This is a genomic window from Acutalibacter sp. 1XD8-33 (assembly GCF_003612555.1).
Lineage (GTDB): Bacteria > Bacillota > Clostridia > Oscillospirales > Acutalibacteraceae > Acutalibacter.
The window spans coordinates 1-14,021 of the sequence record NZ_RAZF01000008.1; the positions used below are offsets into that span (position 1 = coordinate 1).

Here is a 14,021-nt window from a genome sequence, read left to right on the forward strand (position 1 = left end):
GGATTTGTGGTGAAACCATTGTACCAGAAGGGCTGACGGGTCTTCAACTTTCATTTTAGTTTACAGTACGCTAAAAAATTCGTGGAGGAAATGATAATGGATATTATTGAGCTGACGAGAGAATTAGGTAAAGCGATCCAGGCAGACCCCAGATATGTGGAGATGCAGCTGGCCCGCCAGCAGAGCGATGAGGACCAGGAGCTCCAGGAGGCCATTGGGGAGTTCAACCTTAAGCGGATGGCCATCAGCAACGAAGCCGCTAAGCCTGACCGGAACGATGAAACCATGCAGCGTCTGAACAAGGAGTTCCGAGAGGTCTATGGAAAAATTATGACCAATGAGCATATGAAACGATATGATGCGGCCAAGACAGAGTTCGACGCGCTCTTCCAGAGGGTGACGGGAATTCTAAATCTTTGCGCAGAGGGAGATAATCCGGAAACCTGTGATTACGACGCGGCATCCTGCGGCGGCGACTGTTCCAGCTGTGCCGGATGCCACTAAAGCGGGTAGTCACATCGAGGAATACCAATTCCACGCGGGTAGGTTTTAAAATTTACAGATAAGGGGCTGGGAGCATGGCGGATTATTCCCCGATGATGAAGCAGTATTTTGAAGTGAAAAAGGAACATCCCAATTCCATTCTGTTTTTTCGGTTGGGAGACTTTTATGAGATGTTCTTCAACGATGCGAAAACTGTCTCCCAAGAGCTGGATTTAACGTTAACTGGAAGAGATTGCGGCCAGGGAGAACGCGCACCCATGTGCGGTATCCCCTTCCACAGTGCCGAGGGGTATATTACGAAACTCCTGGCAAAAGGATACCGGGTGACAATCTGTGACCAGGTGGAGGATCCAAAATCCGCCAAGGGTTTGGTAAAGCGAGAGATCGTTCGGGTAATCACGCCCGGCACCGTGTTGGAAGGCAGTATGCTGGACGAGGCCCGGAATAACTATATCTGTTCTATGTACTATTGTCCGGCGGGGGTGGGGTTATGCTTCGCGGATGTTTCCACAGGAGAACTCCATGCCGGGCAGATGGAGGCTGGGGGACATGACTTTACTCGAGAACTGGAAAACCGTCTGACTCGCTATTCCCCCAGAGAAATTCTAATCAATCCGCAGTTTACAGATTTGACGGCTGTGGGAAATTTTATCCGGGAACGGCTGCAAAGTTCTTTGGAATGTTTGGATGAAGAGATTTTCGCGTTGAATCCTGCCAAGGCAGCTGTGGAAAGGCAGTTCAATGGTAAACCCCTGGCAGAGTTGGGGCTAGAGGACAAACCTCTTACCATAATGGCGCTGGGGGCTCTGCTGGATTATCTGAGCCGTACCCAAATCACCGGGCTGGAGCGCATCACAGAAGTGGAGCTGGAGACGGACTCCGCCTATATGGCCCTAGATCTGAGCACCATGCGGAACTTGGAGCTGATTGAAACCATGCGCAATAAAGAGCGCAAGGGTTCGTTGCTTTGGGTCCTGGACCGGACAAAAACCGCTATGGGCAAGCGGCTGATTCGCGCTTGGCTGGAACGGCCCCTTTTGAGTCCGGCTAAAATCACATTGCGGTTGAACGCGGTGGAGGAATTGGTCGGGGATCAGCTCCTGTTGGACGAGCTGGTGGAACAGCTCACCGGCATCCATGATTTGGAGCGTATAATGACCCGTGTTGTTTATGGCTCCGCGAATGGGCGGGAATTGCGGGCGCTGTGCGCCGCCCTGCAAAAACTGCCTGGGCTGAAACGGGTTCTGGAACGCTGTCAGTCCACGCTGCTGGGAGACCTGAATTTCCAGATTGACAGCCTGGAGGATGTGGCCCAGCGAATTGACCGGGCGATTGACGAGAATCCTCCTTTTACAATCCGGGAGGGTAAGCTGATCAAAAAGGGGTATAGCCCAGAGCTGGACGAAATCCGCAGCGATATGAGCGGCGGACAGGCTCTGATCGCTTCTGTGGAAGCCCGGGAGCGGGAGCGCACCGGCATCCCCAAGCTGAAGGTGGGGTTTAACAAGGTATTCGGCTACTATATAGAGGTAACCAATTCCTATAAAGACCAAGTACCCCAGGATTACATACGCAAACAGACTCTCACCGGCGGGGAACGATATATTACGCCGGAGCTGAAAGAGCTGGAAAACCGGGTTCTCGGCGCTCACGACCGGTCTATTGAGTTGGAGGGTAAGCTCTTTGAGGAGATCCGCCGCAGTGTGGCCCAGGAGTTGAATCGGATCCAGCAGAGCGCCAAGGCTGTGGCATCGTTGGATGTGCTGGCGTCCTTTGCTGTGGTTTCCATAAAAAACGACTATTCCCGGCCTGTAGTGAATGTAAGCGGCAAGCTGTATCTCAAGGATGGCCGCCATCCGGTGGTGGAAGCGCTGCTTCATGAGTCGCCTTTTGTGCCCAACGATGTGGACCTGGACATGAACGATACTCGCGTGGCGGTGATCACTGGGCCCAATATGGCGGGGAAATCCACCTATATGCGTCAGATTGCCATCATCGCCATTATGGCCCAAATTGGCTGTTTTGTGCCTGCGGCGGTGGCGGAAATCGGCATTGTGGACGGAATCTACACCCGGGTGGGAGCCTCCGACGACCTTTCGGCGGGGCAGTCCACCTTTATGATTGAGATGAGCGAGGTAGCGGAGATTCTAAGAAATGCTACCTCTCAGAGCCTGATTATCTTTGATGAAATCGGCCGGGGCACCTCCACGTTTGATGGTATGAGCATTGCCCGGGCCGTGCTGGAATATGTACAGGATCCCAAGCTGTTGGGGGCAAAGACTCTTTTTGCCACCCATTACCATGAGCTGACGGAGATGGAAAGCCTCCTGTCTGGAGTTAGAAACTTCAATATCGCGGTGAAGAAGCGGGGAGACGATATCACCTTTTTGCGTCGGATTGTGCGGGGTGGAGCAGACGATAGCTTCGGGATCGAAGTGGCCAAGCTGGCCGGTGTGCCGGATAAGGTGATCCGGCGGGCAAAGCAGGTGCTGGCCGAACTGGAAAGCACAGGCGGAGAGGAAGTCTCCCGTCGGGCGGCGTTCCGCCTACAGGAGGAGCCTGTGCAGCTGACCATAGAGGGCACGGATGGGGAGGTGCTCCAGAAACTGCGGACCCTGGATGTAAACGCGCTGACCCCCATTCAGTGCATGAACACCCTCTTTGAACTGTGTAATTTGCTGAAAGATTAGGAGACTTCTTTATGGATCATTATCAGGATATCAACGCGGCCACCATTGACAGATGGATCGAAGAAGGCTGGGAGTGGGGCATTCCCATTTCCCATGAAGAATATGAAAGTGCCAGGAATGGCTGTTGGAACGTGCTTTTGAGCCCCACAAAGCCGGTGCCACATGAATGGTTTGGCGATTTAAAGGGGAAGCGGGTGCTGGGGCTTGCCAGCGGTGGCGGGCAGCAGATGCCTATTTTTGCGGCTCTGGGCGCGGTTTGCACGGTGTTCGACTACTCAGAGCGCCAATTGGAGAGCGAACGGCTGGTATCAGAGCGGGAGGGCTATGAGATCCGCATTGTCCGGGGGGATATGACCAAGCCCTTGCCTTTTAAGGACGGGGAATTCGATTTGATCTTCCACCCCGTCTCCAACTGCTATGTGCAAGAGGTCAAGCCTATTTTCAAGGAGTGCTACCGGGTGCTCAAGCCGGGTGGTATTCTGCTTTCCGGACTGGACAATGGAATCAACTTCCTCTTTGTGGACGAAAACAATCGGGAGGAGCTCTGCACCTTTCCCTTTGACCCCACGAAAGACCCGGGATTGATGGGGCAGATGCTGGAAGCGGACGACGGGGTGCAGTTTTCTCACACCATGGAGGAGCAGATTGGCGGCCAGCTGGAGGCAGGCTTCCGCATGACGCATCTCTATGAGGATACGAACGGCGCGGGTATACTCCACGAGCACAATATTCCTTGCTTTTTGGCCACGCGTGCAGTAAAGGAATGAGTAAGATGGGAAAAAAGAAACCGGAAATTCAGAGAGTTAACAGCTATCGTGATTCTCGGTTTTCCCAGAAAGTGCTCGACCAGCATGGCGCCTTTCTGGCAGAGGGCGCGCCCTTTGAGGTGGAGATCCTCAGCGGAAATTCCGCCCGGGTATCTGGGGCAAGGCCAGAACTTTACATTGCAGTGATCGAAGCTTTCCGCTTTTATGCAGGGCATATCTATAAGTTCTACAATACCCAGGGAGAATTGATCCGGGAGTATCCGCCGGTGGAGCTGTTTCCTGTAAAGCTAAAAGACATACAGCCCTCCCAGTTCTATGTGGATGAAGAGAAGCTGGTGGCGATCCACACTTTCATCAAAAATCCGGAGGATATCGTTATCCCTGTTATGCGGGCGGACGGACGATATATTTCTGGGGACGGGCATACTCGGCTGGCGGCGGCAGTGGACATGGGATTCGAATCCGTGCTTGCTTTTGCAGCTCCGGCAGGGGATTATCTCGCCGCTTTTGCCAAGGAAGCGAGAAAACGAGGCATTTTTTCTCCATATGATCTGTCAATCGTTTCTCATCAAGACTACGAAGTAAGATGGAATCAATTTTGTGATGAATTTATAGCAAAACAAAAATTGTGACATTTTTGGCATGTAAGAAATTCTACCAATAAAGAGGGATGCTATGCCTAAAATACAGGTATTGGACAAACAGGTGGCGGAGTTGATCGCGGCTGGCGAGGTGGTAGAACGGCCGTCGGCGGTTATCAAGGAACTGGTAGAAAATTCCGTAGACGCGGGGGCCAGCGTCATCACGGTAGAAATCCGCCGGGGTGGCATTACCTATATGCGGGTAACGGATAATGGCTGTGGCATTGCTCCCGAGGACGTGCCGGTAGCTTTTTTGCGTCATGCCACCAGCAAGGTGTCCAAGCAGGATGACTTGAACGCCATAGGGACCTTGGGCTTTCGAGGCGAAGCTCTGGCGTCGATCTCGGCAGTAGCGCATGTAGAGCTTTTCACGCGGGCCGAAGGTCAGGCTGCTGGCGTGCGTTATGCTTGTGGAGGAGAGACAGAACCGGAGTGTTCGGAAGCAGGCTGCCCTCAAGGGACAACTATTGTCGTGCGAGATTTATTTTTTAATACCCCCGCCAGAATGAAATTTCTGAAGAAGGACTCTACTGAAGGGAATTCTGTAGCCGGAGTTCTGGATAAGCTGGCTATGTCCCACCCAGAAATCTCCATTCGCCTTATCCGGGATGGTAAGGAACAGCTGCATACGCCGGGAGACAATAAGCTGTCCTCCGCAATTTATGCTGTATACGGGCGGGAATTTTCCTCCACATTGATTCCGGTGGAATACGATCTGGAGCATGTAAAGGTCAGCGGCTTTATCAGTGCGCCGTCTGGCAGCAGACCCAACCGAAGTATGCAGAATTTTTTCATCAATGGACGCTTTATCCGTAGCCGTACCGCCATGGCCGCTTTGGAGGAGGCCTATAAGGGTTCTATCATGGTGGGCAAATTTCCGGCCTGTGCGCTCCACCTGCAGGTGGCCTGTGGGGCGGTAGATGTTAATGTGCACCCCGCAAAACTGGAAGTGCGGTTTGTTAATGAGAGACCAATTTTTGACGCGGTATATCATGGAGTGCGATCCGCCTTAACGGCCGGTGATAAACCCAAAGTAATGGAGTTAAAGAGGCCTCCAGCCTCTCCTTATGCGTCGGTTCTGGAAAAGCAGGAACAGATTCGTTTTCCGGTTGAACCGGCGGGACATAAGCATACCCTTTTGCGGGACAGTGGGGCTGTAGCGCGAAACCTTTATGAGGAGCCCAATCCAATTTTGGCGTTGTTGGACCAAACGCCCCGGCCTGTTTCCCCGCCAAAAGAACCGCAGAAGCATATCCCTCGGTCAGTGCCAATGCCTTTGCCTGAACCGGAAGAAAAACAGACGGAGCCTCCTCAGCCGGCGGCAGAATCAGATTCTCCGCTTTCGCCAAAAGTGACATCGGATTTTTCCTCCCGCATATTGGGAGAGGCTTTTGGAACCTATATCATTGTGGAATATAGCCAGGATGAATTGATGCTGATTGATAAGCACGCCGCCCATGAAAGGCTGCTCTATGAACGGCTGAAGGCCAATGAGAACGGTTGTGAGGCGCAGACATTGTTAGAGCCGATAGCGGTTCATTTGGATAAGGACGAATACTCTGCGGTACTAGCGAATGAAGCAAGATTAAGCGAGGCAGGGTTTGAGGTATCTGATTTTGGCACGGGAACCGTGTTGGTTCGTTCGGCCCCACTGTTGCTGGATGGCCAGGATGCCGCTGCGGCTATGATGGAGATTGCAGGATACTTAGCTGGTTTTCGGACAGAGATTACTACCGAGCATATGGACTGGGTTTACCATAGTGTGGCTTGCCGTGCCGCAATGAAGGCCGGAGACCATACCAGCCGGAAAGAATTGCTCGCTCTCGCGGCCGAGTTGGAACGCAATCCTCAGGTGCGGTACTGCCCTCATGGCCGGCCGGTATATATCCTGTTGAAACGGCGGGAGATTGAAAAACAGTTTGGGAGAACATAATGGCAGAGAAGCAAACGGTAGTGGCTATAACCGGCCCTACGGCAACGGGAAAAACTGGGTTAGCCATTGCTTTGGCGAAAGAGTGGAATGGTGAGATTATTTCCTGCGATTCCATGCAGATATATCGAGGCCTGGAAATTGGCACTGCCCAGCCGACCGCTCAAGAACGGGATCAGGTGCCTCACCATCTGATCGGCTTTTTAGATTGGGAAGAAAAATTCAGCGTTTCTGACTATGTTTCTTTGGCAGGCAAGGCTATAATGGAAATTTGTAGCCAGGGGAAACTGCCCATTCTGGTGGGAGGAACGGGGCTTTACGCCCGGTCCCTGCTGCGAGGATTTACATTTAAAGAGGAATGTCGAAGTGAAGAGCTGCGGGAACAACTGTTTCACCAGGCTCAGGAATTGGGTCCGGGCGAGATGCACCGCCGTTTGACGGAACTTGATCCAATTTCAGCAGAGATCATCCATCCCAATAATACAAAGCGGGTATTGCGGGCCTTGGAGTATACCATACTCTCCGGTGAGCCTTTCTCTCAGCAGGCAGCTCGTTCCCAAAAAGCAGAACCAGTCTATAGATATGTTATGCTCTGCCCGGTGTTTCGGGACCGCCAAAAGTTATATGAACGGATTAACTTGCGGGTAGATGAGATGTTGGCCGCAGGACTTTTGGAAGAAGCGGTAGCTTTTTTCCGCTTTTGCCAAACCGCAAGGAAGCTGCCAACTGCGGCGCAGTCCATAGGGTATAAGGAACTGTTCCCCTATTTTCGGGGGAAAATCTCTTTGAATGAGGCGGTTGAAAGCATCAAACAAGAGAGCCGCCGGTATGCGAAAAGACAGCTGACCTGGTTTGCCCGGGAACCGCAGATACGGTACCTCTATATGGATGAGCTGCACTCCATTCAGGCGGCAAAAAAGATGGCGGTCGAAATATTGAGAGAAGAAGGGGTACTATAAATTGTGGCGATACCTCTTTTTTAGATAAAAGACGGCAAAGTTGGGAGGTGCTTTTTATTGGATTCGAAAAGAATCGGGACAATGGCCTCAGTTGTAATCGCGCTGCTGCTCCTTATTTATGTATGCTTTAATGTAGTGAATGGGCAGAGCAATTCAGCCGTTACTACAGAAATTGCCTTATATGGGGAGGTTTCTGATACGCTGCAGGCTCAAGGCTTTGCGGTTCGGGAAGAGGACGTGATTACACCAAGCTATCAAGGTGTGCTGAACTTTCGGGTGGCAAGCGGCGCCAGGGTTTCAAAAGGCGGCGTAATCGCAGATGTCTTTCACTCCGAAAGCGACGCGGCAGCTCAAAATATAGCCGACCGGCTCGACCGGGAAATTCAAAGCCTCTCTCCTCTTGCTCAACCAATAGATTATTTTGTTTCTGCTTCTGTGTCTACCGGCGATCAAATTTATGACTCTCTTGGCCGCATTCTAGTCAACGTGCAGAGGAATAAGTTTACCAGTGTAGTCGTGCCAAAGGAGGACTTATTGTCCTCGCTCAGCCGCAAGCAGGTTATTTCTGGAGAAGAAAGCGCGGAAGATTATGCCCAGCGGGTGGAAGAGCTGGAGGAGGAAAAAATGCAGTTGACTGCCGGCACGGCTCAGGCAGTAGATAGAGTGGAGGCGCCTGGCTCGGGATATTTTGTAGGCTCCACCGATGGATTTGAAAATGTGATAGGAGTGGATGATATTCTGGGAATCACTCCGGAAGAAGTGGAAAACCTGCTAGCTCTTCAGCAGGGAACAGGGACCCAGTCCTCAGTGGGAAAAATATGCTCCAATTTTAAATGGTATCTGGTCTGTGTGCTGGATGAGGACGATATGATGAAGTTTGAGGGAGTGGAGGATGTAAGCCTTGATATTCCCTTTGCCAGCACGGAGACAATCCCTGCCAAGGTTGCGGCAAAAAATCGAGACATAAAAACCGGAAAAACTGCGGTTGTACTGGAATGCTCCTACATGGATGCAGATATTGCCACTGTACGCAACGAAACTGTACAGATCAATGTGAAAAAGTATTCCGGAGTGTTGGTGAACGAGAGAGCTTTACGCTTCTGTGATGTAGAATATACAGAAGTAGATGAGACCGGAAATTCGGTCACAAAAGTGAGAGAAAATGTAAAAGGCGTATATGTGGTTTTTGGTGGCCAGCTAAAATTTGTACAAGTGTTCACCGAAAAGGATGTAAATGGATATGCGGTATGTAAGACGGAATTGAGCGATGGAGAAGAGAAAAATCTGGTTACGGATAGGACCGTGCAGCTATATGATAAAGTAGTGGTGGGAGGAGTGAACCTATATGATGGAAAAATCATTCAATGAGCGCTTTCAAGAGTTCGATGAAAATTATCAGGCGATTAAAGAGCGGATTGCCAAAGCGGCGTACCGGTCCGGCAGAAGCCATGAAGAGATCACCTTGCTGGCCGCTACAAAAACTGTGCCGGTAGAAATAATCAATTACGCTGTTTCGCAAGGTCTGACCCATTTGGGAGAAAACCGGGTGCAGGAGTTGTTGGACAAATACAGCGCTTTGGACAAGGAGCATTGCGACCTGCAAATGATCGGGCAATTGCAAACCAATAAGGTGAAGTATATTGTGGACAAGGTAAGCTGTGTCCAGTCTCTGGACAGCGTAAGGCTTGCCAAGGAGATTTCCCGGCTATGCGAAAAGGAAGGCCGGGTGATGAATGTGCTGGTAGAGGTGAACATCGGGAGAGAAGCAAGCAAGGGTGGCGTAGTTCCGGAGGGATTAACTGAGTTCATTGATGAGATCCGGCTTTTGCGGGGGATTCATATAAACGGATTAATGGCAATCCCCCCAATATGTAGTGATAAAAAAATTCTTTGCCGCTATTTTTCAGCTATGAGGCAATATTATGTTGACATAAAGGCGAAAAGCATGGATAATGTAGATATGATTTGTCTTTCGATGGGGATGTCCTCGGACTTTCCAGAGGCGATAGAGAATGGAGCGACTATGGTGCGTGTGGGTTCATCGCTGTTTGGAGCGAGGGCCTATCATTAAGGGAGGTTGCGTTATCAATGGCTGGGCTTATGGATAAGCTGCAAAAAATGTGGAACTCACCAGATGATGAATACGAGTATGAAGATTACCAGGATGAGGAAGAGGCGGAACCCGAGGAGGATTACAGCGCTGGCCGGGAGGAAACCAGACGGAATGTGACAACATCCTTTTCCTCTTTTTCATCGTATACGCCAAGAGAGAGGAATACTTCTCAAGGCAAAGTGGTAAATATCAATGCCAAGACACAGCTTCAGGTTGTGGTGTGCAAGCCGGTATCTTTTGGAGACGAGGTGCGCTCCATTGCCGATGAATTGTTACGCCGGCATACTGTGGTGCTGAATCTGGAAAAAACGGAGAAAGACGTGTCCCGGCGGATTGTGGATTTTTTAAGCGGCGTAGCCTATGCCAATAATGGGAAAATCAAACGTATTGCAACCTCTACCTTTATCATAACACCCTATACGGTGGACCTGACAGGCGACGATGTGCTGGACGAGCTTGAAAACAACGGACTGTATTTTTAATCATGGATAATCGCAGGGATTTACTTTCCGCCAAGCTGAAGGATTGTCTGAGACTGTCTCAGCATAGGCCGTGCTTTCTCGGCTTTCTGGATGAAAACGAAGCTGCTTTTTGCCAAGATTTCCTTAAGCGGAAACTGGCCCGGAGTCTATTTTGGGGCGGGTATGAAGGAGCGGAACGGGTGATAGCCGGCTTTTTTCCCGATTATATGGAGCCCTCCGCTGAGGAGTTTCCTTTAGCGGCTCTGTCTTTTATTTATCGCAGGGAGTACTGTCTCGGCCACAGGGACTTTCTGGGCTCTTTGATGGGATTAGGCATTGAAAGGAACGTGGTAGGGGATATTTTAGTGGCCGAGGGACGTTGTGTAATCTTTCTTCGAGAAGAAATGAGCCAATATGTTCAAGACCATCTCCAAAAGATAGGCCATGTGGGGGTAAAAATTGCACAAGGTTTTGAGGAGCCCCTGCCGGAAATTCGAGAGTATAAAGAGATCAAAGGGGTTATCGCCTCCAGCCGTCTGGACTGTTTGACAGCGCTGTTATGCCGGACCAGTCGGGAAAAGGCCGCCGCAATCATAACCGCCGGATTGGTATCGGTGAATCATCAAGAAGCGGTATTGGTGAACAGCCGCATAGGAGAGAACGATATTATTTCTATACGAGGCTATGGAAAGTTTAGAATAGATTCATTCGGACCTTTGACGGGCAAGGGCCGCTTAACGGTGAAATGTAGGAAATATCAATAGGGGAGGAACTTCGGAATGCTGACGGTGAAGGAAATCAATGAGATAAGTTTTGGAAAGGCGGGTTTTTCCGGATATAAACCAGAAGATGTAGACCGGTTTATCGATCAGGTTGCCGCCTCCTTTCAGGAGTTGCTGGGAGAAAGGGACGCCGCGATGAAGCAGGCTTCAGATCTGGCGGCGCTGAATTCAGAATTGGCCGCAAAAAATGCCGACTCTCAGCGAAAGCTCTCTATATTGGCCCAGAAGGTTGAGGCTTACCGGCAGGAGGAAGAGGGAATCAAAGAGGCGATTTTAAGCGCTCAGCGAATGTCCAAAGATTTGGTCAAGGAGGCCCAAACCAAATCAGACGCGATTTTGCAGGACTCCCGAGCGCAGGCCGAGGCGAAATTGTTGGAAGCCAACGAAGAGGCCCGGCGCATTACGTATCACGCTGAGGAGGACGCCGCCAAGGCTGCCAAAGAATACGCCCAGCAGGTCGAGGCGAAAAAAACAGAATTGGAAGAGGTCAAGCGACAGGTAACAGCGTTTCGTTCCTCTCTTTTGGAAATGTATAAAAAGCATTTGGAATGTATTGACCATATACCAGTATTCCGTCAAAAGGAAGATCGTTCTGCAAAGCCTGCTCCAAGCCCCAAGCCTGAGCCAGGAAGAGAACCGGATCCTCCTGTGCAGAACGTGAGACCCGAGCTGGTGGAGGAAGGGGAGTCTGTGCAAGAGGTTCAGGCCCAGGAACCTGTTGCCCCTGCCCCGGCAGTTCGCCAACCTGTATCGGAAACCATTTCAGAGCCTGATCCGGTTACTTCCGTCCGTATGCCGGAACCTCCCCAGCAACATCAGGCTTCAGCGCCGGGAAGCACTCGGGAGAGAAATGCCAGCGCCTCGCCACCGGAAGTATATCAAGAGGCCTCTGCCAGACCAACTGTTTCCAGGAACGTGCCTCATACAGATCACCCACGTTATCAGGAGCCTGCCAGGCGCACGCTGAACGACAGGGTGAACTATGTCCAGGAGCAGCTTCAGCCTTCGGCGCCGCCAGAAAGCTATTTAGGGGAAAACGACCTGTCCTCGGTGGGAATTGACTTAAATGCCCACAGCAATATACCAGAGGCATTACGCAGGGAAAAAAGCAATCATTATAGCAATCTTCCCTTTGGCGATGGGGTGGAAATTGACGATCGCAAACGAAGAAGATAGCCCGAAAGGAGACGCCCTTGAAACCTCTTTTAAAAAAGTTTGCCGTTTTATTGGCAGCGGTTGTTTTGATTTTTCTCGATCAGCTTTCAAAAGACTATATTTTCGATATTCTTAAAGCAACAGGCCGGATGCAAATAACCATTATTCCCGGACTGCTTGAATTCACATATCTGGAAAACCCCGCGGCAGCCTTTGGCCTTTTTGGCGGGATTATTGGCTTTGTGGCGGTGCTTACCTTGATCGTATCGTTAGGAATTGTTGCCGCGCTGTTTCTATACAAGCATCACAGTGTTTTCAGTTATATCTCCTCGGCGCTTTTGTTAGCCGGAGGCCTTGGAAACTTGCTTGACCGTATCACCCTGGGATATGTAGTGGACTTTATCCATGTGATGTTCTTTGGATATATTTTTAATGTGGCAGACTGCTGTGTGACAGTCGGCGCGCTATGCCTTGTGGCCCATTATATTGTCTGCATGAAACGTGAAAAAGATGCCAAAGCTCAGATAGAGAAGGCGGCTCCAAAATGTTGAATGACAAGGAGGCAGGTCAGGAAATCTTTTTGCAGGCACAAGATACGGATTTGCGGCTAGATAAATGGCTTGCGGCCCAACTGCCTGACATGAGCCGCTCTGCCATACAGAATTTAATTTCCAATGGAATGGTAACGTTGGAGGGAAAGGCGCTTTCTAAAAGCACAAAACTTGTTTTTGGCAAGGAGATCCGGGTATGGATACCAGAACCAGAAAGCCTGGATGTGGCTGCGGAAAAAATTCCTCTGGACATTCTCTATGAAGACGCTGATTTGTTGGTGGTCAATAAGCCAAAAGGAATGGTGGTACATCCTGCCCCGGGAAACTACACCGGCACGTTAGTCAATGCGTTGTTGGATCACTGCGGTGAAAGCCTTTCTGGAATTAACGGCATATTGCGTCCAGGCATTGTGCATCGAATTGACAAGGACACCAGCGGGCTGCTTTTGGTTGCCAAAAATGACATGGCGCATCGAGACCTGGCGGCGCAGATCCAAGCCCACAGTCTGGTTCGAGAATATCGGGCCGTAGTTTACGGCAAAATCCAGGAGGATCAGGGGACTGTCGAAGCACCCATTGGCAGGCATCCGGTTGAACGGAAGAAAATGGCTGTGCGCTGGGGATCCGCTTCTGCGCGGAAGGCGGTTACCCATTTTTACGTAGAGGAGCGGTTTCTTGGTTTTACGTATTTGCGGTTGCGCCTGGAGACAGGCCGTACACATCAAATCCGGGTACACATGGCAAGTCTGGGGCATCCGGTAGCAGGAGATCCGATGTATGGCCCTAAAAAGGTAATTTCTAAGCTGCACGGCCAATGCCTACATGCGGGGCTTTTGGGATTTCTTCATCCCAGAACAGGAAAATATTTGGAATTTACCAAAGAACTTCCGGAATATTTTGTGAATTTTTTATCAGAACTTCGTCAAAAGGGAGGGTGGAAGGATGATTGAAATTTTGCCGATGAAAAATTATGCTGAAGAGCAGGAAATCCTTGCTCAAATAGAAAACGCGGGGCCTGAAGCCAGAGTTTTGGCGATGTGTGAACGGGGCGCACTTTTAGGCTGGGCTGCCCTGGAATTGGAGGGAGAAATTCTGCGGATTTTACAGATCTATGCGGAAGGATATGATTTTTCCCGTAAGCCCCGGGGAGAAGAAGTTTTTATTTTAGACTCCCTGATGCGTTCGGCCGCTTCCTACGGCGAAAACTTCGGCGCAAACCAGATTGAAACGGCTTTTCCGGATTTTTATGGCTTTTTTAAGGTCAGAGGATTTGACTGCGATGAAAAGCATGCTTTTACCCCCATGTGTACCATTGTAAAATATGAATTTCATTAGCGAGGGCCTGCGGCAATTCCCATATGCCGTGGGCTTTTCTTAAAAATCTATGAAAACTTTGGAAAAGCGGTTGCATGAACGCCGGAGAAATGGTAAAATTTCTTAGTTAAGGATTTTTCGCTTTTGGAGACAG

General features: G+C 50.4%; 14 protein-coding genes. All 14 read left to right on the top strand.

Translation table 11 applies throughout. The features are described 5' to 3' along the window. Positions 1 to 96: 96 nt before the first annotated feature. The 14 genes from D7X94_RS07855 (at position 97) to D7X94_RS07920 (ending at position 13,888) form a co-directional block, all read left to right on the top strand. Entirely contained in the window at positions 97 to 504 is a 408-nt protein-coding gene (locus D7X94_RS07855; RefSeq protein ID WP_120427180.1) for a YlbF family regulator, read from the top strand. Positions 505 to 578: 74 nt separating this feature from the next. Next, positions 579 to 3,194 carry a DNA mismatch repair protein MutS gene (gene mutS, locus D7X94_RS07860; protein WP_120427181.1) on the top strand — a complete coding sequence of 872 codons (2,616 nt, stop codon included), beginning with the start codon at positions 579 to 581 and terminating at the stop codon, positions 3,192 to 3,194. Between the two features lie 11 nt (positions 3,195 to 3,205). Beyond that, entirely contained in the window at positions 3,206 to 3,961 is a 756-nt protein-coding gene (locus D7X94_RS07865) for a class I SAM-dependent methyltransferase (RefSeq protein WP_120427182.1), read from the top strand. A gap of 5 nt (positions 3,962 to 3,966) precedes the next feature. Beyond that, on the top strand, positions 3,967 to 4,593 hold the full coding sequence (locus tag D7X94_RS07870) for a hypothetical protein (RefSeq protein ID WP_120427183.1): 627 nt from the start codon (positions 3,967 to 3,969) through the stop codon (positions 4,591 to 4,593). A gap of 43 nt (positions 4,594 to 4,636) precedes the next feature. After that, a complete protein-coding gene (gene mutL, locus D7X94_RS07875) occupies positions 4,637 to 6,535 on the top strand; it encodes a DNA mismatch repair endonuclease MutL (RefSeq protein ID WP_120427184.1) in 1,899 nt (632 codons plus the stop codon). Then, positions 6,535 to 7,491, top strand: coding sequence for a tRNA (adenosine(37)-N6)-dimethylallyltransferase MiaA (gene miaA, locus D7X94_RS07880; RefSeq protein ID WP_120427185.1), 957 nt, complete (start codon positions 6,535 to 6,537; stop codon positions 7,489 to 7,491). The genes mutL and miaA overlap by 1 nt, the downstream gene beginning before the upstream one ends. A gap of 57 nt (positions 7,492 to 7,548) precedes the next feature. Further along, positions 7,549 to 8,859 carry an HlyD family efflux transporter periplasmic adaptor subunit gene (locus D7X94_RS07885; RefSeq protein ID WP_147401680.1) on the top strand — a complete coding sequence of 437 codons (1,311 nt, stop codon included), beginning with the start codon at positions 7,549 to 7,551 and terminating at the stop codon, positions 8,857 to 8,859. Then, on the top strand, positions 8,837 to 9,562 hold the full coding sequence (locus D7X94_RS07890; protein WP_120427187.1) for a YggS family pyridoxal phosphate-dependent enzyme: 726 nt from the start codon (positions 8,837 to 8,839) through the stop codon (positions 9,560 to 9,562). The genes D7X94_RS07885 and D7X94_RS07890 overlap by 23 nt, the downstream gene beginning before the upstream one ends. A 17-nt stretch (positions 9,563 to 9,579) precedes the next feature. Then, positions 9,580 to 10,086: a cell division protein SepF gene (locus D7X94_RS07895; protein WP_120427188.1), complete on the top strand. Its 507-nt coding sequence runs from the start codon at positions 9,580 to 9,582 to the stop codon at positions 10,084 to 10,086. Positions 10,087 to 10,265: 179 nt separating this feature from the next. Beyond that, positions 10,266 to 10,829, top strand: coding sequence for a YlmH/Sll1252 family protein (locus tag D7X94_RS18130; RefSeq protein ID WP_158590948.1), 564 nt, complete (start codon positions 10,266 to 10,268; stop codon positions 10,827 to 10,829). Between the two features lie 15 nt (positions 10,830 to 10,844). Continuing rightward, positions 10,845 to 12,023: a DivIVA domain-containing protein gene (locus D7X94_RS07905; RefSeq protein ID WP_120427190.1), complete on the top strand. Its 1,179-nt coding sequence runs from the start codon at positions 10,845 to 10,847 to the stop codon at positions 12,021 to 12,023. 17 nt (positions 12,024 to 12,040) lie between these two features. After that, positions 12,041 to 12,553, top strand: a complete 513-nt coding sequence (gene lspA / locus D7X94_RS07910; RefSeq protein WP_158590949.1) for a signal peptidase II — start codon at positions 12,041 to 12,043, stop codon at positions 12,551 to 12,553. Beyond that, positions 12,547 to 13,503 carry an RluA family pseudouridine synthase gene (locus D7X94_RS07915; RefSeq protein WP_120427192.1) on the top strand — a complete coding sequence of 319 codons (957 nt, stop codon included), beginning with the start codon at positions 12,547 to 12,549 and terminating at the stop codon, positions 13,501 to 13,503. Before lspA ends, D7X94_RS07915 begins: the two co-directional genes overlap by 7 nt. Then, complete coding sequence (locus tag D7X94_RS07920) at positions 13,496 to 13,888, top strand: hypothetical protein (protein ID WP_120427193.1); 393 nt, start codon at positions 13,496 to 13,498, stop codon at positions 13,886 to 13,888. The genes D7X94_RS07915 and D7X94_RS07920 overlap by 8 nt, the downstream gene beginning before the upstream one ends. Positions 13,889 to 14,021 lie beyond the last annotated feature (133 nt).